Below are 21,309 nucleotides of genomic sequence, written 5' to 3'. Positions count from 1 at the left end.
CATGGAATTTAATTTGTTTAAAGAGAAATTAATGAGTAAAGCTAAAAAATCAGGATTTGATGAATGTGAAATATATTATTCTGATGCAGAAAGTTTAAGTATAAATATTTATGATGGAGACGTTGAAAAATATAAATTAAACAATTCATTTGGATTATCATTTAGAGGAAAAATAAATGATAAAATGGGATATTCATATACAGAGATATTAGATGAAAATTCTATAGATACTCTTATAGAAAATGCTAAAAGTGCAGCTTTAGTTATAGAAAATGATGATACTCAATTTATATATGACGGTGATAGTCAGTATAATGAAATCAATTGTTATAAGGATGAATTGGATAATATAAAACCTGATAAGCTTATAAAATTAGCTTTAGAAATGGAAAGTGAATGTAAAAAGCAATGTGATAAAGTCGTTAATTTTGGTGGCTGCGGAATAGGATATGGAAAATCTAGTTATGGAATATTAAATTCAAAGGGTTTGGATTTATCAACTTCAAGAAATCACTTAACAGCTTACGTAGTTCCAATAATTGAAGATAATAATGAAAAATATGATGGCATGGGATATGTTATTGCAAAGGGAGAATCTGATATTAATCCAGAAAAATTAGCTAAAGATGGACTAGAAGAGGCTCTTTCAAGAATTGGTGGAAGAAGCATAGAATCAGGAAAATATAAAGTGGTTATAAATAATGAAGCTATGGTATCATTACTTGGAACTTTTTCAGGAATTTTTAATGCTGAACAAGCACAAAAAGGACTATCTTTATTAAAAGGTAAAGAAGGAGAAATTATAGCTTCAGATAAAGTAACGTTAATAGATGATCCTCATCTTGAAGATGGACTTGGAACAACGGCATTTGATGATGAAGGTGTTGCAACTTATAAAAAAGAAGTTATAACTAATGGGAAACTAAATACATTATTATATAATTTAAAGACAGCACATAAGGCTAATGTTAAATCTACAGGTAATGGATTTAAATCATCTTATGCATCAATAGTAGGGATTAGTCCAACAAATTTTTATATAAAACCAGGAAAGAAAAACTTTGAAGACATATGTAAAGAGGTTAATAACGGAGTAATAATAACTGAATTTGCGGGCCTTCATTCTGGTGCTAACTCCGTTACTGGAGATTTTTCTTTAGCATCTAAGGGATTTATGATTGAAAATGGAAAGAAGACATTCCCAATAGAACAAATTACAGTAGCAGGAAACTTCTTTACACTAATTAAAGATGTAGAGGAAATAGGAAGTGATTTAAAATTCCCTATGAGTAGCGTAGGTTCACCATGCGTTGTTATAAAGGAATTATCAATAGCAGGAAAATAAATAATATATTGTCTTATAAAGTAAATTCCAATGCCACTACGCAATTATACTAAAATATTAACATTTATTTAAAAAGATATTAATAATATAGTAGATTTATTGAATAGACATAAAAAATAGAAGGACTAATTTTGTAGTCCTTCTATTTTTTATTTAGCTATGTTTTGAATAGGTGTCAAAAAGATAGCCTAATTATATAGAGTATTATTTTTTAAAGTAATTTGCCCTTATCATTTTATCTGATAAATCTAATATTTTTTTGTATGTTTCTTTGTCTTCATCAGAAAGGGTGTTTTGATCTTTTATTGTACCATCTGTTAAGATTGAAAATGATTTATTTGTATTTAGCAGATTTCTTCCTAAAGCAGTGTCTTGATATTTTTCTTTATCGATGCCAAGCATATAAAGTAAAGTTGGCATAACATCAATTTGTCCACCATATAAATCAAAAGTTTTACCTGTTTTTATAGAAGTATCATAAATTACAAGAGGAACTACAGGATTACCAGTATCTAAATACCAATCTTCTTTATTAGATAACTTTTCAATTCCATTATTATAATATTTATGAACTCCTGTGTGATCGCCCATAATAGCTATTACACTATTTTCTAATAATCCTTCACTATCTAGTAATTTTAAGAAGTTACCTATTTGAGCATCTGTATAGTGTAAACTTTCAAAATATCCACCTAATTCACTAGCATCTAATTCAGGATCAAGTCCTAATTCTCTATAATCTTTTGGTATATCAAATGGGCCGTGACTTGTTAATGTTACTGTTAGACCATAAAATGGATTAGATTGTTCTTTTAACATTGGAACAACTTGCTTAAAGTAGCTTCCATCACTTATTCCCATTCCAATTGTTTCATCTGCATTGAATGAATAGTAATCATTAAACTTATCAAATCCTATTCCTTTAAGTCCAGCAGAATAATTCCAAAATGATCCTTTATCAGGATGTATAGCAATATTACTATATCCCTCTTCTTCTAATATATTAGGTAAAGAGTTGTAAGTAGCATTTGGATATCTAAAGAAAGTACTTCCTCTTCTTAATGGAAGCATAGATGTATTAACCATTAAGTCACTATCAGAGCTTGTACCTTCATTAACTTGTTCAAATACATTAGGGAAATAGAAACCATCAGATGTTAATTTGTTCAATACAGGGGTAATTTCTTTTCCATTAATACTTTTGTTTATAACAAAGCTTTCTAAAGATTCAACTTGAATGTAAATTAAATTTTTACCTTTAGATATACCAAAATAATCATTGTTAGGTAAGTTTTCATTTTTCATTTCAAATAATTTATTTAAATTATTTTCATCTTCAGCTGTGAATTTATATGGTTTTGAATCACGATAAACAGTATATAAGTCAAATACATGATATCCTATTGGTGAAAAATATCTAGCTGTATTTGTTGGATCGTAATTATCATATAAATAAGCGTCCTTAACATCTTTATTATTTAGAATATGTATATTAAAAGGAACATAAGCTATAAATAATATTGGCATAATAAAAGTTACAAGGAAAGTTTTAATTGCTCTTTTATTTATTTCAGATACATATTTTCTAGTAAAGTAAACATAAATTCCTAGTACAAATAAATCTATTATAAAGATAAAGTCTAAATGACTAAACATAGAATATATTGCACCAGATAAATTATCTAAATTTGCTGTTTGAGTAGCAATAAGAACAGAAGGAACTGTTAAAAATCCTCTGAAATAACAAACATCTAAGACAATAACTGCAGTTAATAAAATGTTTATTATGAAAATATATACTATCCTTGCTTTTCCTTTAAATAAAAGTGAAAAACTTATGAATATTAAGACGAAAGCTAGATAATAATTTAAGAATGGTCTAGCATATTCATAACCAACATTATAATCAAAACTATAAGGATTGATTCCTGTAATGAATCCTTGAAAGAATATACATTTAAGTACTATAGCAACTAATGGAAATAAAAATAATATTAATTGGTTTAGTGTATTTTTATTAAGTACATTAATAATTTTATTTTTGTAAGAATGCATAAATTCACCTCAATCTACGAATTAATAAAAAAATGATAAAATTAATACAATAATTATTATCAAAGAGTTAACATCTTATATTATACATAAATACATAAATCAAACAACCCATATAAAATTAAACATGATATAATTATCTTATCTTAATTTTATACTTAATATAAACTAAGGGGGAGAAATTTTATGAAAGAAATAGATTGCAGAGGTTTGTCTTTTCCTAAAACTATAAGAATGGTAAAAAAATATTTCAATTCTATAGGAGAAGGTGAAGCAATAGTTATTATAGAAAAACAATCTGATAATTCTAATATAGTTAATTTTGCTATGAATTTAGGATATCATGTAGATGTAGAAGAAAATGATGAAAATGTTCAGGTATTTATAGAAAAAAGAGGATGTTTAGAGGCAATAGATGAAACTGTATTTTCAGTTTTAATAACATCAGATAAGTTTGGAACAGGAGATTCTAAATTAGGAAAAATTCTATTAAATGATTATTTAAATGCATTAAGTGATGCTATAAAACTTCCTAAAAATATTATATTTTTAAATGAAGGTGTAAAAGTGTTTGAAGAATTACCAGAGAATACTGGATGGTTAGAAAATATAAAATTATTATATCAAGAAGGTGTAAGTGTATTTGTACATGATAAATCTTTAGAGTATTATAAGTTAAATATATCTAATAATTTTTCGGAAATTATCGATATGATTGATATAGTAGATATAATAAATGAATCTAATAACTTAGTAAAATTATAATATGTGATTTGTATATTTGGAGGAAATATAATGTTAGAATATGACTTAATTGTAATTGGTGGAGGAATAGCTGGTATGACTGCTGCTTTAGGTGCAGCGAGAAATGGAATAAAAAATATATTAATATTTGAGAGAGAACATAGCTTAGGAGGAATATTAAATCAATGTATTCATAATGCATTTGGTGAAAAACTCTTAGGAGAAAAAGTAACTGGACCTGAATATGTATATTTTATTGAAGAAAAATTAAAAAAATTTAATATAGATATTAAGCTTAACACAAATGTTATAGACATAGTAGATGATAAAAAAATAACTTATGTTAATTCAATAGAAGGAAGTAAAGAAGTATATGCAAAAGCAATAATACTAGCAACTGGATCAAGAGAAGTATATACAGGAAGTGTTATGGTTCCAACTCATGGATTAACAGGAATATTTACTTTAGGATCTGCACATAGATTAATTAATTTAGAAGGGTATCTTCCAGGCAAGAAAACAGTGATAATTGCTAAAAATAAATGGGGATTTTTAGTAGCTAGACGTATTTTAATTGAAGGTGGCAGTGTAGAAGCAATAATAATTGAAGATGAAATCAAAGAATTAATAGATGAAGAAATTGAAAACTTAATAGATGGATTTTCCATAGAAATTATAGAAAATTCTAGAGTTGTAGAAATTTACGGTAATAAAAGAATAAATAAAATTAAAGTACTAAATTTAAAAGAAGATGTAACTTCTAAAATAGAATGTGATTCTTTAATTTTATCAGTTGGATTTAGACCAGAAAATAAACTTGCTCAAAATTTAAAAATAGATATTAATAAAAGTACATTTGTTCCAGAAACAAAAGAGTTTGAGACTTCTAAAGAAGGAATTTTTGCTTGTGGTAATTTAATTTATGGAAAGCTAGCTCTTATAATGGAAGAAACAGATGGTATTAATTGTGGAATAAAATCAGCAGAATATATTAAAAAAATAAATTAGAAATAGCAAATAGCATTTTTATACATAAGGTCATTTCCTAAAGAATTAAGATGTATTCCATCTAAATATATATCACTATTATTTAAAGTAATTGAATAGAAATCTATAAAAGAGAGGTTATAGTTAATAGTTAAATTAATTATTTCCTCTTTTAAATTAATTAAATTTTTTTCTGCATAGCTATAAAAAGGTGAATATGAAAATAATTCATTTGCCATATTTCCTATGATTGAAGGTGGAATGCCTATGATAACATTAGAGTTGATTTCTAAAGCTTCTTGTATCATTAATTCTATATTTTCAATTATTGATTTTACAGTTCTTCCTAAAAGTAAATCATTGCTACCACACATAATAAATATTTTATTAGGAGTATATTTTATTACATCTTCATAATATCTAGTAAGCATTCCTGTACTTGTATCACCATTACAGCCCTTGTTTAGTGAGGTTAAGTTTAGGCTGTTTTGAATTTTATAAACCCAAGAATCTTTTTTAGGAATACCATATCCAAAAGTTAAACTATCACCTAAAAATATTATATCTATATGTTTATTCATAAAACAAACCCACCTTTAAAATAATTTATTGAAACATTTTTTACATATCAGTGTTTTTCCACCATCTGCTTTTATGTAATCATTTGTTTTTAGTATAGTATTACAAATTGTACAAAGATTTTTGTTAGTTTCTATATCTTTATTCTTGTTAGTATTTGGATTTAATACGTTTTTCTTTATTGGAGAGTATAATTTAGGATTACCTAAAACTGATTTTTTATTTATGGAGTAATTAATTTCATATTCACTTTCGGCAAATAGTTCTAATTCAAAGCGAGGATTTTCTTTATCATAATATTCCTCGACGATTATTCTAGTAATCTGAGCATCATTTATGATAAGACCACTTTTTTCTATTCCATCAAATATACTTTTTGTTATATTTATTGTGTCTGGATGACGTTTTTCACTTTTATAATAAACTTTTAGTATAGCTATTAAACTTTCTTCTAATATAATATCTGGATTTTGACTTCTAGCAATAAGAGCAATTTCTTGCTCATATATAGCATATCTATCATGATATTTACCAGAATTACTAGGTAAGATAGCACGTCCATTAGTATTATGTAATTTAAAATTTGATTTTGTTATTGGTGAACCATTAACAATTACTTTAGCATAGGTTGTCATAAAAACTCCTTAATATTTATATAAATTTCATTAAAATATAATTATACTATATAAAAATATATAGTATAATGGTAACTTATACAATAATCAAAAATTGATAATATATGTTAGATACAGTATAATATTTGTGTTAATCTGTATTTGAACATAATGTTTTAATAATAGAATATGTTTTAAGTATGTGTTGATATATACAATAAGAAAATTGATATTAGCTTAATTACTCAGTTTATTTTGCTTATGTATATATCACACTCTTATAAAATATAACTAATAAATATAGATTTAGTAATTGAATTAAATAAAAGAGGTATTTAATTATGGATAAAAAATTAATTTTAGCAATAGAATCAAGTTGTGATGAAACTTCAGCAGCAGTTGTTGTTAATGGAAGAGAAGTTTTATCTAACGTTATATCTACACAAATAGATACTCATAAAAAATTTGGTGGAGTGGTACCAGAGGTTGCATCTAGAATGCATATTGAAATAGTAGATTATGTAGTGAAAAAAGCTTTAGAGGATGCATGTGTTTCTTTAGATGATATTGATGCCATAGGTGTCACTTATGGACCAGGCTTAATAGGGGCACTTTTAGTTGGACTTCAATATGCTAAAGGATTGGCTTTTGCAGCTAAAAAACCATTAATTGGAGTAAATCATATAGAAGGTCATATGTGTGCAAACTTCATACAATATAAGGACTTAGAGCCACCATTTATATCTTTAGTTGTATCAGGAGGACATACTTTTATAGTTTCTGTTAATGATTTTTGTGATTTTGAAGTTATAGGAAAAACTAGAGATGATGCAGTAGGAGAAGCATACGATAAGGTAGCAAGATCTTTAGGACTTGGATATCCAGGAGGTCCTAAAATTGATAAATTAGCAAAAGAAGGAGATCCTAATGCTATTTCTTTCCCAAGAGCTAAGTTCCATGAAGACACATTAGATTTTTCGTTTAGTGGAGTAAAATCTGCTGTATTAAATTATTTGAATAAAGCTAAGATGAAGGGGATTGAAGTTAACAATGCTGATGTAGCTGCTTCATTTCAAAAAGCCGTTATAGATGTTTTAAAAGATAATGTATTTTTAACTTGTAAGAAAAAAAATGTTAATAAAATAGCTATAGCAGGTGGTGTTGCATCTAATTCTTGTTTAAGGGAAACTCTAAAAAAAGAGGGTGCATTAAAAAATATTGAAATTTTATTTCCAGAGCCAGTATTATGCACAGATAATGCAGCTATGATAGGAAGTGCAGCATATTTTAATTATGAAAAAAATTATGTTTCTTCTTTTGATATAAATGCAAAGCCTAATTTGAAGTTGGGAGAACGTTAAATATGAATTTATTGCCTCATTCGAATGGATTTCAAAGAATTAAATCACCTAAATTTAATTTATTAGATTTTTTAAGAAGAGCATTAATTATCATAATTGTTTTTCTTATAACTGGCTTTTTAGTGCAATCCATAAGCAATTTTATTGCAAATGAAAAATTAAAGGCAAGTTTAAAATATGTTAGAGTAGAGACTAAGAAATTAGAATATAAAATTAAGGGAACAGGATCATATACTATAGTCTTTGATGGAGGAATTGGGAGTAACATATATCAATGGGATGAAGTTTGTAAAAAACTAGAACGTGATGCTGATGTTAAAACATTTGTATATAACAGAAAAGGATATGGATTTAGTGATTCTGGTGAACGAAGAACACCAGAGGAACAAGCAGAAGATTTGAAAAATTTATTAAAAAAATCTGGTGCTAGCGAACCATATGTATTTGTTAGTGAAGAATATGGAAGTTTAATTTCTATGAATTTTACAGAAAAATATCCAGAACTAGTAGCAGGTCTTGTCTTGATAAATCCATTATCTTATGATTTAGTGAACAGTAAAGAATATTCAGAATCTATAAAGTGGCAGTATTATAAATCTAAATTAAGATTTATAGGAAGTTATTTTTATATTACAGAGTTAAGTGACAAATTAGGATTAATAAAAAGCAATATTGATATAGAAGATTTACCTAATGGAGCAAAAGAAGAAATTAATATACATAAAAATAAAAAAAATTATACTAAGGCAATATATGATGAGATAGGAAACTTATGTAAAAAAGATATTAATACAAAGATTGATAACATAATAAAAATTAAACCAACATATATAATAAGCAATAACATTACTTCTGAATCAGATGAAGTTATAGAGAATTCTTTATTAACAGTATATAAGTCTTCAATATTGAGCAGTCCATATGCATTACATGATCAACAAAGTATTGTGGATGGCGTTAATAATATAATAAAAAAGGCAAAAAAAATAGAAAAAGTTAATTCATAAAACTAATATTAAGATTATTAAATAATAAATGAAAAATATGGGATATTAATATGTAGTACATATATTAATGTCCCATATTCTTATATTGACATTTTTCTGACACAAAATAACTTTATACTAAGAGTGTAAGATAAATATAAAAATTTTAGGAGGAATTTATTATGGATAATAAAGAGAATTTTATAGATGTAAATGAAAATGAAATTAAATATACAGATGAGAGTTTTATAGACAATAATATACAGAAAAAAAAGAAAAAAAGAAAAAAAACAATTGCCAGTGTAGCAACTTCATTAGTAATTGCATTAGTTGGTGGAATTTTCGGTAGTGGAATAACGTACTTATTAGTTAAAGATAATATTTCTGCTGCACAATATAAAAATTATTCCCCATCAATATTTACTCAAGAAACATCTTCAGGGACACTTTCTACAACGGAAGCATTTAATAAAGTAGCACCTGCAGTTGTAATTGTATCTACAAAAGGATTATCAAATTCTGGATTTTTTCCACAAGAAGTTGAGGGAATTGGATCTGGATTTATTATAAATGAGGATGGTTATATATTAACTAATAATCATGTTATAAAAGGTGCAAATGAGGTAAAAGTTACGTTAAGTGATGGAAAAGAAGTTAATGCAACAGTAGTAAATTATGATGAAGCAAAAGATGTTGCAATGATTAAAGTCGAAGATGGAACTAAGGTTCCAGCAGTTGCTGAACTAGGAGATTCTGATGCTTTATTCCCTGGAGATCAAGTTATAGCAATTGGAACACCTCTTTCAAAGGAGTTTGCACAAACACTTACACAAGGTGTTATAAGTGCTGTAAATAGAAATGTAGCAAGTGAAAGTGGAACTAGTGTTAATCTTATACAAACAGATGCAGCTATAAACCCAGGTAATAGTGGTGGACCATTAGTTAATTCTAAAGGTCAAGTTATAGGAATAAATTCAATGAAAATAGGTACTCAATTAAGTGGAACTAGTGTTGAAGGTATGGGATTTGCAATTCCAATAAATGAAGTAAAAGAAAAGATGGATTCATTATCTAAGCCTATATTAAATTTAGGAATACAAGTAAGAGAGATTGATAATAATCTTGCTAAAAGATATGATTTACCAGAAGGAATATATGTAGCAGGTGTTGAAGAATTTTCACCAGCAGAAAAATCAGGAGTAAAAGTTGGAGATGTAATAACTAAATTTGATGGAAAAAACATTACAAAATTTAATGAATTAAAAGAATTAAAGTCAGGAAAAGAAGTAGGAGATAAAGTTAAAATTCAGGTTGTAAGAGACGGAAAAAATGTTGATTTAGAAATTATATTAGAAGAAAAATCTAATTAGTTTATTCCAAATGCTATGTTTAATTTTTTAATTAAGCATGGCATTTTTTAATATATATACTTATTTTATAAGAGAAAAAAATAAATACTGTATAAAATATTCACAAAATGGAAGCTTTAGTCATATTTTATTATCATAAATAAACTTTTGGAGGTAAAAATAATGAGCGGAAGAATAAGTGTATGTTCTATTTGTCCTAGAGAAAATGAACAGATTGATGCGGTAATTAGATTATCAAAAGATAGAAGAAGTTGTATTTATGGAACAGTAATAGATGAAAATGGCGCTGCTGTAGCTGATGCAGTAGTTAAATTATTACAAGTTACTGGATGTGGACAAAAAACCCCAGTTCCATTAACTCACACTTTTACTGATAAATACGGTCAATTTTTACTTGGACCTTTATGTCCAGGTAAAAGATATATGTTAAAAGTATACAAAGATAATGTTTCAATTAGATACGCTCCACTAGATGTTGATTGTTATGAAGGATCTTGTATAGGCGTAAATGGTACAAGTGATGATTCAGAAGATAATTCAAGTGGCTGTGGAAGCAATCATAGTCATCATTGCAGATAGATAATTTCTAATTGTAATTAAGAAACTAACTTAGAATTAATTATGCTAGGAAAATAGATTAATATAGTTGAGTTTTGTTTATAAAAAGTCTTCTTTTATAATAAAGGAGACTTTTTATGTTATACTTAATATTGATTCCATATAAAAGAATTGTTAGTATTAGATAGACTTTTTATTACGTCTAAATTTGAAATATTTATACCATTAACTGGGACAAAGCTTAGATGTTTAGAATTTAAATACTCTTAGCAATAATTTATAAAATAAGGAGTATTATGGATTTTAGTTATTTAATTTAAATATGGAGGAAAAACATGAATAATATAGTATTAAGTATTATAGCATTTTTCTTTTTAATTGGTGCTATTGACTATATAGAAGGAGATAAATTAAAAGTATCTAGTTACTTTGAAGAAGGCATAAAAACAATGGGATCGCTTGCTATATCTATGGTTGGTATATTGTCTTTAACACCATTTTTAGCTGAGGTTTTAACTAACTTTTTAACACCAATAGCACAAAAACTATCTTTAGATGCATCTATATTTCCAGCAAGTCTAATAGCAATTGATATGGGTGGTTTTAATTTATCTAATGAATTAGCATTATCTAATTCTATGGGGAATTTCTCAGGGATATTAATGTCATCAATTTTAGGCTGTACTATTAGCTTTACTTTACCATTAGCTGTAGGTTTAGTGAAACAAGAAATGATGGAAATAGTATTTAAGGGGATTTTATGTGGAATTATAACAATGCCTTTAGGTTTATTTATTGGAGGAATAATGTTAAGGGTACAAGTGTACACTTTAATTTATAACTTACTTCCTGTAATATTACTCTCAATAATTTTAACATTAGGTATAATTTTTAGACCCAAAAAACTAATAATAATTTTTAAATATTTAGGAAAAATGATAATGTTTATAAGTATAATAGGATTAATCATACAAGGGGTATATTCTATTTCAGGAATAAAGCTTTTAAATAATATTATGCCTATTGAAGAAGTAATTACTATTGTTGGAAGAATAGCTCTGTTTTTAGGCGGTGCATATGTGATGTTAGAAGTAATAAAAAGATCATTAAGCAAACCTTTAAGTAGAATAAGTAAACTTTTTAATATCAATTTGAATTCTATTGCTGCACTTATTGGAAGTTTAGCTTCAGCAATTGTTATATTTTCAAATTTCGATAAACTAGATGATAGAGGTAAAATTATTTGTACAGCATTTTCAGTTGGAGGTGCGTATGTACTTGGAGGTCAAATGGGGTATGTATCAAGTGTAGCTCCAAAGTTATTGTCTATATATATTTTTATAAAATTACTTTGTGGTATATTAGCAGTACTTTTTGCTTTAACTTATTTAAAATATGAGCAAAAGTATAAAAAATAATGTTAAATATTTAGAGGTGTGAATAATGAGAAATATACTTAAATATTGCTTAACTTTTTTTGTAACTGTAATTATCATTATATCTTGTGTACTTTACATCCAAGATGATAATACTCCAAAAGTTAAGGGGTACATAAATGTTTTTGTAAAAGAAGATTCATATGAATACTTAAAGCAATGCAGTGATAAATTCATGGAAGATAATAATAAAGTTCATATAGAGATTAATAGTATTGATGATTATAGTGAAACATTAAACAAGGAAAAATATAATAAGTATAAATCTACTGATATATTATTATTAAATAGATTAGAATTTGAAAATTTAAATGAAAATAATAATATTAAATATAAGGATATGAAAAAAATTTTAGATACATATTCTAAAAATTTTTCAAAGTCCAGAATAAATCAAGTTAGAATAGATGATAAATTAATGGGAGTTCCATTAAACTCCAAACCAATGGTATTATATATAAGAACTGATATGTTAAGAGAGTATGGCTATAGTAGTGATGATATTAACACTTGGGATGATTTTATAAAATTAGGTGTTGATATATATAACAAAAGCAATGGCACTGTTCAGATTCTAAATGCTACAGGAAGTGATTATGAGGACTTGGTTAGCTTGATTATTATGCAATATATAGATGAGGACAAGACAGAAGATGTTATAAAAAATGAAGTTAAAGAAAGAATAGATACTCTTAGAAATAATAATATATTAAATTTAAATAGTGATGGAAAATTCTTGGCTAGGATATCTTCAATTGATGCAATGAGAGAGCTTAAAGCATTGGATGTAGAGTGCGAATGGACTGCAATCAATCCCCCAAGCATAAGTCTAGGAACTAATAGATTTTATTGTGAAGAAGGAGATAATTTAATAGTTTTAGATGATGAGCAAGAAAATGCTGAATTAGTAGAAAAATTCATAACATATTTAATAACTAATACGAAAGTGTCAATGGATTATATTCAAGAAGGAAAGTTTTTTTCTAGTTTTCTTTATACTTATAAAAATATAAAAACAGAAGATACAATTAAAAATTTCACAGGAAAAAGCCCTCTCGTTGTAATGAGCAACATAGAAGAGAGAGCTCCAATTATGAAACAATATGATAAATATATTAAAATAAAAAATGAACTTTTAGATTAAGCTTAAGATTGTATAATTTTTTTATAAGCATCTAATGTTTTTATTGCTGTTTGCCTCCATGTAAATTGGAGGCTTCTATTATATCCTTTTTTTGATAATTCAGCTTTCAAACTATCATTATTCAGGACTTCAACCAATGAATTTTTTAAAGATTCTTCATCATAAGGGTTAATAAGTATTGCATCATTGGAAGTTACCTCAGGAATTGAAGAGAGAATGGAGGATATTACGGGAGCTCCACAACTCATCGCTTCTAATGGAGGCAGTCCAAAACCTTCATAAAAAGAAGGATATAAAAACACGTCACATGCATTGTAAAAAATAGGCAATAAATCATCGCTTACATATCCAGGGAAAATAATATTATCTTCTAAATTATTGGTTTTAACAAAATCTAATAATTTTTCACCCTCATCTTTTAATCCACCAACTAAAACTAATTTATAGGGCTTTTTAAAATCTTTATATGTTTTCATATATGCTTTGATAACTCCTAAAACATTTTTTCTTGAACTAAATCCACCTATATACAAAGCAAATGGCTGATTTATATTAAATTTTGTATTTAAATAATTTTTACAATTTATTTTATTTAAAAGTTTAAACTTAGAGTTAGCTGCAAGTGGAGTTACAAATATTTTATCTTCAGGATAACCATTAAAAAACTTTAATATATCTTTCTTTGAATATTCAGAAACTGTAAGTATACCATCTGAATTATAAATGATTTCAGGCATATCTTTAAGAAAGCGTTCCAAATATCCTTTTCCAACTGTTTCAGGCATTATATAAGGAATTAGGTCATGTATAGTAACCACATTTTTATATGCATTAGAATATTCCAACCCAATTCCATTTTGAGGAATATGATAAAGATCTATCTTCTTTTCTTTTAATATATTTGGAATATAATATTTTTCATAAAAACTAGAATGTTTTCCTGAAGAATATATAATATCTGTGTTTTTATTAATAAAGTCTTTATTAAATTTTCCAGAACAAAATAAAGTGAAATTATCTTCAAAATTTACAGATAACATATTAGATATAAGATTGTTAGTGTAAGTTCCTATACCTGTCCCCTGATGTAATGTAGAACTACGAGCATCTATAGCAATTTCCATAAAACACCTCTTAACATACATATATAACTAAGATATTAAATTAACTTGGTTTTTGTGAATACAAAATTAGTTGTTTTATATCTACTAAATCACAATAAATTATTAAATAACATACAATAAAAAGAATAATATTTTTGGGGAATTTTATGAAAAATAATGATATGGTATTAAAAATAAAGGATTATATTGAAGAAAATTATGAAATAGAAGTAGATAATTTAGAAAAAGTTAAAAATAGTTATAAGGTAATATCAAAAGATAAAGGTTATTCTATAAAAATTATAAAGTATAATTTTGAACACTTTTATTTTATTTTGTCTGCAATTAAACATCTACAGCAAAATAAATTTAGTAAGATTCCTGAATTTATTAGGACTAAAAATGGTAAAGAATATATTAGTTTAGATGGAAAATATGCATATTTAACAGAATGGATACCATCTAGAGTAAGCAATTATGACAATCCATTTGAACTGGCTAAGGTGTCTAATAAATTAGCAGAATTACATGAGTGTAGTAAGAATTTCACAATAAATGATAAGATGCAACCTAGGATAGGTTGGTTTTCTTGGGAAGATGTATTTAAAACAAGATCTAATGAAATATTAGATTTTAAAAATAGGATAAGTCAAAAGGCTAATAAGTCAGATTTTGATTTATTATATTTAAAAAATATAGATAAAGAATTAAAAAGAGCAGAAAAAAGTATTGAAGGTTTAAAAAGAAATAATTATATGGAGATAATGAAGAAAGAAGTATTTAAATCAGGATTTTGTCATCATGATTATGCAAATCACAATATTTTAATTGATAACAATAATGAAATTAATATAATTGATTTTGATTATTGTATACTAGATTCTCATTTACATGATTTATCATCTCTTTGTATAAGAAGTATGAAATATGGAAAATGGGAAGATAAAAAAGCAGATTTAATATTAAAAAATTATGAGGATATAATTGAATTGAAAAAAGAAGAAATTCCATTAATGAGAGAATTTATTAGATTTCCACAATGCTTCTGGCAGTTAGGAATACAAGTATATTGGGAACAACAATCTTGGGGAGAAGAATTTTTTATTAATAAATTAAATAAATACTTAGACGATTGTTATGAAAGAGAAGCATTTATAGAGGATTACTTCAAAGGAGGAGATTAAAATAGAAGAATTAGATATAATGCAATATTTAAATAGTAAGGGAATAGATGTTGCGGGGAAGTATTTTGAATATGATAAAAATATAACCAATAAAAAAGCTATAGATCAAGTAAAAACAATGGTTAATCTCCAAAAAATTTTATTAGGATATAATAATGAATCTTTGATTAGAATTAAGAGTACTATAGGAAAAGAAATTGAGAGTTATAAGGTTCAAATAAGAAGATTACAAAGAGATTATGAGAATATAATGAATAGAGGAATAGAGAATGATTTTGAAAAATTAATTATTTCAGATGGTAGAAGATTATTAAACCAAGCAAATGATGTAATAAATTATATATACTCTCATAATTATTTTGGAATTATAGAAAGAAGCATGAATAGAGAAGAATTATGTATTGGAAGGAGTGATCAAGGAAATTTAAGATTTAATGGAAATATTCAAATAGGAAGTCTGAAGTATATGTCATATAACTTAGTAGAAGAAGATTTATATAAATATATAAAAAGAATTAAAAGAAAAAATAATTGTATAGATGAAGAAAAATTGATAAAAGTTTTTGTATATGAATCACATTTATCTAATTACAGTATAAATTATTTGAGAGCATTGTGTAGTTTTCCAAGAGATACTTTAAAAATATGGGAAAAGTATAGAGTCAATAAAAAATTAAAAACATATGAAGAATTTTCAAAACAATTTAAAAATAGTATAGATTATGAAAGTAAAATATTTATCTGATAGTGAATATATACAATATTTTTATTTTTACTAAGCAAGAATGCTAGAAGATACAATAATGGAGTTGTTTCTTTATTTGTAGGGAGGATGTAAATGAATAGGATTAGATATGCTGAGAGGAATTCTCTATGTGATTACGATTTGAGTTTTGAATTTTTTAATGAATTAGGAATTAACATAAACGATATAAGTCCAGTAAGAAATGTATTTATAATATACACCGATAATGGTAATAAAATTTTAAAAAAAGTAGACTGTAATGAAAAAAAATTAACTTTAATTAATGAATCGTTAAATTATATAAAAGATAAGTATAATAATATAATAACTTATAGTGAGTTTGAAAATGGTTCAATATATAAGAAGTGGAAAGATAAAACTTATGTTGTAATGGACTTATTAGACGGAAGAGAAGCATGTTTTACAAACCCTTTAGAGATAAAATTATGTGCTAAGAATATTGCATTAATGCATAAGGCTTCTAGTGGTATTAGAGAAGAATTAATAAAAAAGTTAAATGAAGATTTTTTAGATGAATCATTGGAGTGGAAATTTGAGAAGGCATATGATGAACTTAGCTTTTTAAAAGAACTAGTAAGTAAATATAAATATAAGAACGAATTTGATAATTTATTTATTAATAATGTTGATAAATATTTGCAAGATATTATAGTTGTTAAAGAATTGCTTTCAAAAAGCAATTATACTGATTTGAGAAAAAATGGACAAACCATATCATTATGTCATAATGATTTGGCATATCATAACTTCTTAATAAAAAAAGAGGATGTAAGTATAATAGACTTTGATTTTTTAACTATAGATTTAAGAATAATGGATATAGCAGATTTTATATTAAAATCTATAAAAAATTCTGCATTTGATATTGATAAGATGTTATTAGCAATAAATTCTTATGAAGAAGTTTTACCTTTGATGGAAGAAGAAAAGGAAATATTATATATACTATTATATTTTCCTAGAGATTTTTATAATATATCAAGAGATTATTATTACAAGAGAAAGAAATGGGATTATGAAGTTTATTTAAATAGATTTAATTCAAAATTAAATAATGAGCAATTTAGAAAAGATTTTATAGAAGAATATAAAAGTTATGTTTTATCAGAATGTTGATATATGTACAATCATAGTGGACGGAGCAATTAAAATAAAAACAACTAAAAGCTGCCTCAAAATTACTTGAGACAGCTTTTTAAGTGCATATGTTTAAAAATATTATTGATATTGTAAGAAAGTTTTTATGTAATATAAATTCAAAGTTAAGAAATGAATATTACATAAACTTAATTACAATATCAACCTTTATTAGACATGCCAATTTACTTTCGTGAAATTTTATTTTCAAATAATATTGATTTATAAGCATTTATAGTTTCATAAGCAGTTTTATTCCATGAGAATTTAGAACTTCTCTTTAAACTTTTATTAACCATAGTTAATTTTAAAACACTGTTTTCTAGCACTCTTTGGATGTCATAAGACAATTCATCTATATTATGAGGATCTATTAATAGAGCAGACTCATAACATACCTCTGGAAGAGATGTAACATTAGATACTATAACAGGTGTACCACAAGCCATACACTCTAACGGAGGAAGTCCAAATCCTTCATAAAATGATGGATAAACTAAAACTTCAGTTGCATTGTAAAATACAGGCATATCTTCAAGAGGAATAAAACCAGTGAATATTACATTAGATGATACTCCTAATTTTTCAGCACGTTCTTTATATCTAAAATATGATTGACCTTTCTTTCCTACAATAACAAGCTTAGTTTTTTCCATTGTGCTATAAGGAAGTTTAGAGTATGCATCAATTAATCCTAATATGTTTTTTCGTGGACTAAATCCACCTACATAAAGAATAAAATTATCATCTATATTGTATTTTTCACTAATTATTTTTTTGCATTGACATTTACTTAATGGTCTATAAATTTCTTCCGCTGCAAGAGGAGTAACATATATATTTTCTTTTGGAAAATTAAATTCGTTAGCTATATCGTTTTTAGAAAACTCAGAGACCGTAATTATACCTTGGCAATTTTCTAATATACTAGGTAATTCATCATTAAAAATTCTAAGATATCTATCACTAACTGTTTCTGGCATTCTAAGTGGAATAATATCATGTAATGTAATTACTTTTTTACAATTAATATTTTTAGAAATTCCAATTCCATTTTGAGGTACATGATAAATTTCCATATCTGAGTTATTTAAAATATTAGGAACTTTAATTTCATCCCAGAAGTTATCATAATCATCGCTTGATTCTACATTTTGTATTGAAAAGTTAGCGTTTAGATTATTTAGAGAATCACACTTTGGCATAAATATTAAATAATCATTAGTGTTATCGATAGTATTTAAGCTTCTAATTAATTCATGAGTATATGTGCCAATACCAGTGCCTCTATACCATTTCGCAGCTCTGCCATCTATTCCTATTCGCATTATTTAATCCTTTCAAAGAATTTATATTAATTTATTATATTAAAAGAATATAAAAAATGTTAATAAAAGAAGTAATATGCACATATAAATTATAAAGGAGGTGAGCACTATGATGAGGGAATTTGAAATAGAAAGACAGTTCGATATTAAGATAGAAACAATTAAGGCTAATAAGGGTGTTTACTATCTTAAGACTAACAAGGGAGAACGATGTTTAAAGAGGATAAATTATGGGCCTCAAAAATTATTATTTGTATATGGTGCAAAAGAACATTTAATAAAGAATGGTTTTGGTTATTTAGATAGATATTATTTAAATGTTAATGATGAACCATATGCACTAGTAAATGAGGATTTATATACTTTATCTGAATGGTTAGAAGGCAGAGAGTGCGATTTTAGAAATATTGATGAGGTGAAAATAGCAGCGCAAACTCTTGCATATATGCATGAAGCATCTAAGGGATATGATCCACCAGAAAATTCAAAATTAAAGAGTGATTTAGGAAGATGGCCTCATTTAATGGAAAAGAGAACAAAATCTTTAGACAAAATGAAAGATATTATAAGAAAAAGAAATATAAAAAATGATTTTGATATGATATATCTAAAATCAGTAGAATTCTACAGGGAATTAGGCAAACAAGCCTTGCAAACATTAAAGGAATCAAATTACTATGAATTGTGTATGGTTGCAGAACAAGAAAAGACATTCTGTCATCATGATTTTACTTATCATAATATAATTATAGATAGTAATGAAAAGTCACATATAATAGATTTTGACTATTGCAAGAGAGAAGTTAGAACTTTTGATATAAGTAATTTTATGATAAAAGTTTTAAAAAGAGTAGATTGGAATATTGATTTTGCTAAAGCTATTATTGAATCATATAATTCAGTGTCTAAACTTAGAGATGATGAATATAAAGTCTTATATGCATACTTACAATTTCCACAAAGATATTGGAGATTGGCAAATAGGTATTATTACAATGAAGTTAATTGGGGGCAAAATACATTTACTAATAAGCTAAGTTCAATAATAGAAGAAAAAGATAAATTCTTATCATTCTTAAATGAATTTAAAAAAGAGTATACTATTGAGTAATGAATGTGATAGGAAAAAGTCCTATTAGTATAAGTTGTTCTTATATTAATAGGACTTATTTTATTGTCAATTGCCTATTGAAGCGTGAGTAGGTACTTTCTTTAATTTTACCACATAAGAAACTTTTAATTTTACCATCATAATATAAATTATACTAATATATTTAGGAGAAAAAATGGATATAGGAGATATTGTGGTAAGAAAGTCTTATGATAAAGATGTTACATTTAAAATAATAGATATTAGAGATGAAAATGGGAAAAATGTATTTATTTTAAAGGGAATAAGTATAAGAATTATAGCTGACTCTTCAGAAGAAGACTTAGAAGAAGTTAATGATAAATTCATGGCTTCACAAGATAAAATTTTAAATACAAGAGTAAATGATGCAATAAAAAAAGCATTATCTGTAAGAACTGATTTTAGGGAAAAAGCAAATAAAGCACCAAAGATAAAGCCTGATAATGAATTGATGTTTGGTAGACCAGGAAAAATACTTCATGTAGATGGTGATAGTGATTATATGGAGACGTGTTTAAAAGTATATAAGCAATTATCATTAGATGCAATTGGAAGATGCATTCCTGAGAGTAAGCAACCTAGTATTATAGTTGACTTAGTAAGGGAGATAAAACCAGATATAGTAGTTTTAACAGGTCATGATGGAGTGTTAAAAAATTCTAGAAATTATTTAGATTTAAATAATTATAGAAATTCTAAATATTACTTAGAATCTATTAAGGCATTAAGAGACTACAATTCTAGTTATGATGAATTGGTTATATTTGCAGGGGCATGTCAGAGCTGTTATGAATGTATGCTTGATGCAGGAGCTAATTTTGCATCATCTCCAAGTAGAGTTTTAATTCATTGCTTAGATCCGGTTTTTGTTTGTGAAAAAATAGCCTATACAAGAATAGATGAAATAGTTTCTATTAAAGATGTTATAGAGAATACAATAACAGGTATAAAGGGGATAGGAGGACTACAAACAAGAGGTAAATATAGAGAAGGTTATCCTAAATCACCATTTGTTTAGAAATAATTTATAAAAAATGAATAAAATAAGACCTAAACCTGAATAATAAGACCAAGAAGAGAAAATTTAAATGTAGAATTCAATATATTTACATTGACAAAACCTATAGATAAATGATAAAATATAAATTTTACTTGACAAAAACCTCTTTTCAGTGTATAATTTTGAATTAGAAAGAGGGTGTTTAAATGGAAACAATAAAAACAATTTCCTCAATAAAAAAAGACATAGAAAAGCATGTAGGTGATAAAGTAACCTTAAGAGCTAATGGAGGAAGAAAAAAGATTCTAGTTAATGATGGAGTAATTGACAGCGTATATGATAGCATATTTGTAATAAAACTAAAGACTGACACCCCAAGGACTGTGACATATAGTTACTCAGATGTATTAACAAAGACTGTACAATTGGTATTTCCGCAATCAATATAAACTTCGATTTAATCGAAGTTTTTTTCATTTAAAA

At 26.0% G+C, this 21,309-nt stretch carries 20 protein-coding genes; 15 read left to right on the top strand and 5 right to left on the bottom strand.

What is annotated here, in order from left to right:
- Position 1: 1 nt before the first annotated feature.
- Positions 2-1,345: a TldD/PmbA family protein gene (locus tag RGC78_RS09770; protein ID WP_252216218.1), complete on the top strand. Its 1,344-nt coding sequence runs from the start codon at positions 2-4 to the stop codon at positions 1,343-1,345.
- Positions 1,346-1,549: 204 nt separating this feature from the next.
- Here RGC78_RS09770 and RGC78_RS09765 read toward each other — a convergent pair whose 3' ends face one another.
- Entirely contained in the window at positions 1,550-3,400 is a 1,851-nt protein-coding gene (locus tag RGC78_RS09765; protein ID WP_252216219.1) for an LTA synthase family protein, read from the bottom strand.
- Between the two features lie 183 nt (positions 3,401-3,583).
- On the opposite strand from RGC78_RS09765, the gene yedF reads away from it, so the two are divergent.
- Positions 3,584-4,162 (top strand): sulfurtransferase-like selenium metabolism protein YedF, encoded by a 579-nt coding sequence (gene yedF, locus RGC78_RS09760; RefSeq protein WP_252216221.1) that lies wholly within the window; start codon positions 3,584-3,586, stop codon positions 4,160-4,162.
- Positions 4,163-4,192: 30 nt separating this feature from the next.
- Positions 4,193-5,149, top strand: a complete 957-nt coding sequence (locus tag RGC78_RS09755; RefSeq protein WP_252216223.1) for an NAD(P)/FAD-dependent oxidoreductase — start codon at positions 4,193-4,195, stop codon at positions 5,147-5,149.
- Here RGC78_RS09755 and RGC78_RS09750 read toward each other — a convergent pair.
- Together RGC78_RS09750 and RGC78_RS09745 are read right to left on the bottom strand one after the other, a co-directional pair.
- Positions 5,146-5,709, bottom strand: a complete 564-nt coding sequence (locus RGC78_RS09750; protein WP_252216226.1) for a GDSL-type esterase/lipase family protein — start codon at positions 5,707-5,709, stop codon at positions 5,146-5,148. The genes RGC78_RS09755 and RGC78_RS09750 overlap by 4 nt on opposite strands.
- A 15-nt stretch (positions 5,710-5,724) precedes the next feature.
- A complete protein-coding gene (locus tag RGC78_RS09745; RefSeq protein ID WP_309556547.1) occupies positions 5,725-6,342 on the bottom strand; it encodes a RusA family crossover junction endodeoxyribonuclease in 618 nt (205 codons plus the stop codon).
- 320 nt (positions 6,343-6,662) lie between these two features.
- Here RGC78_RS09745 and tsaD point away from each other — a divergent pair, with 320 nt between their 5' ends.
- From tsaD to RGC78_RS09715, 6 genes are all read left to right on the top strand, one after another.
- Positions 6,663-7,682 carry a tRNA (adenosine(37)-N6)-threonylcarbamoyltransferase complex transferase subunit TsaD gene (gene tsaD, locus RGC78_RS09740; protein ID WP_252216234.1) on the top strand — a complete coding sequence of 340 codons (1,020 nt, stop codon included), beginning with the start codon at positions 6,663-6,665 and terminating at the stop codon, positions 7,680-7,682.
- Between the two features lie 2 nt (positions 7,683-7,684).
- Positions 7,685-8,689 (top strand): alpha/beta fold hydrolase, encoded by a 1,005-nt coding sequence (locus RGC78_RS09735; RefSeq protein ID WP_252216237.1) that lies wholly within the window; start codon positions 7,685-7,687, stop codon positions 8,687-8,689.
- A gap of 161 nt (positions 8,690-8,850) precedes the next feature.
- Positions 8,851-10,038: a S1C family serine protease gene (locus RGC78_RS09730; protein ID WP_252216240.1), complete on the top strand. Its 1,188-nt coding sequence runs from the start codon at positions 8,851-8,853 to the stop codon at positions 10,036-10,038.
- 162 nt (positions 10,039-10,200) lie between these two features.
- Positions 10,201-10,617, top strand: a complete 417-nt coding sequence (locus tag RGC78_RS09725) for a carboxypeptidase-like regulatory domain-containing protein (RefSeq protein WP_252216243.1) — start codon at positions 10,201-10,203, stop codon at positions 10,615-10,617.
- A 314-nt stretch (positions 10,618-10,931) separates the two neighbouring features.
- Positions 10,932-12,014, top strand: coding sequence for an ethanolamine utilization protein EutH (gene eutH / locus RGC78_RS09720; RefSeq protein ID WP_252216246.1), 1,083 nt, complete (start codon positions 10,932-10,934; stop codon positions 12,012-12,014).
- A gap of 25 nt (positions 12,015-12,039) precedes the next feature.
- Complete coding sequence (locus RGC78_RS09715) at positions 12,040-13,176, top strand: ABC transporter substrate-binding protein (protein ID WP_252216249.1); 1,137 nt, start codon at positions 12,040-12,042, stop codon at positions 13,174-13,176.
- A 2-nt stretch (positions 13,177-13,178) separates the two neighbouring features.
- Here the strand turns inward: RGC78_RS09715 and RGC78_RS09710 are convergent, their stop codons facing one another.
- The gene (locus tag RGC78_RS09710; RefSeq protein ID WP_252216252.1) at positions 13,179-14,300 is read right to left on the bottom strand and encodes a glycosyltransferase family 4 protein; all 1,122 of its coding nucleotides are present in this window, start codon (positions 14,298-14,300) and stop codon (positions 13,179-13,181) included.
- Positions 14,301-14,446: 146 nt separating this feature from the next.
- Between RGC78_RS09710 and RGC78_RS09705 the strand changes: the two genes are divergently transcribed.
- From RGC78_RS09705 to RGC78_RS09695, 3 genes are all read left to right on the top strand, one after another.
- The gene (locus RGC78_RS09705; RefSeq protein ID WP_252216255.1) at positions 14,447-15,463 is read left to right on the top strand and encodes a CotS family spore coat protein; all 1,017 of its coding nucleotides are present in this window, start codon (positions 14,447-14,449) and stop codon (positions 15,461-15,463) included.
- A 19-nt stretch (positions 15,464-15,482) separates the two neighbouring features.
- Entirely contained in the window at positions 15,483-16,208 is a 726-nt protein-coding gene (locus RGC78_RS09700) for a spore coat protein (protein WP_252216258.1), read from the top strand.
- Positions 16,209-16,301: 93 nt separating this feature from the next.
- Entirely contained in the window at positions 16,302-17,345 is a 1,044-nt protein-coding gene (locus RGC78_RS09695) for a CotS family spore coat protein (RefSeq protein WP_309556546.1), read from the top strand.
- Between the two features lie 206 nt (positions 17,346-17,551).
- Here RGC78_RS09695 and RGC78_RS09690 read toward each other — a convergent pair whose 3' ends face one another.
- Entirely contained in the window at positions 17,552-18,694 is a 1,143-nt protein-coding gene (locus tag RGC78_RS09690; protein ID WP_252216264.1) for a glycosyltransferase family 4 protein, read from the bottom strand.
- A 109-nt stretch (positions 18,695-18,803) separates the two neighbouring features.
- On the opposite strand from RGC78_RS09690, the gene RGC78_RS09685 reads away from it, so the two are divergent.
- The 3 genes from RGC78_RS09685 to RGC78_RS09675 all read left to right on the top strand — a co-directional run bounded on the left by RGC78_RS09685 (position 18,804) and on the right by RGC78_RS09675 (position 21,275).
- Positions 18,804-19,805 (top strand): CotS family spore coat protein, encoded by a 1,002-nt coding sequence (locus RGC78_RS09685; protein WP_252216266.1) that lies wholly within the window; start codon positions 18,804-18,806, stop codon positions 19,803-19,805.
- Positions 19,806-19,980: 175 nt separating this feature from the next.
- A complete protein-coding gene (yabG, locus tag RGC78_RS09680; RefSeq protein WP_309556545.1) occupies positions 19,981-20,844 on the top strand; it encodes a sporulation peptidase YabG in 864 nt (287 codons plus the stop codon).
- 188 nt (positions 20,845-21,032) lie between these two features.
- The gene (locus RGC78_RS09675) at positions 21,033-21,275 is read left to right on the top strand and encodes a Veg family protein (protein ID WP_003369318.1); all 243 of its coding nucleotides are present in this window, start codon (positions 21,033-21,035) and stop codon (positions 21,273-21,275) included.
- Positions 21,276-21,309 lie beyond the last annotated feature (34 nt).

This window comes from Clostridium aquiflavi (assembly GCF_031344075.1).
GTDB classification, from domain to species: Bacteria; Bacillota; Clostridia; order Clostridiales; family Clostridiaceae; genus Clostridium; species Clostridium aquiflavi.
Note: the sequence above shows the minus strand (reverse complement) of the source record. Positions and strands in the feature narration are given on the sequence as shown.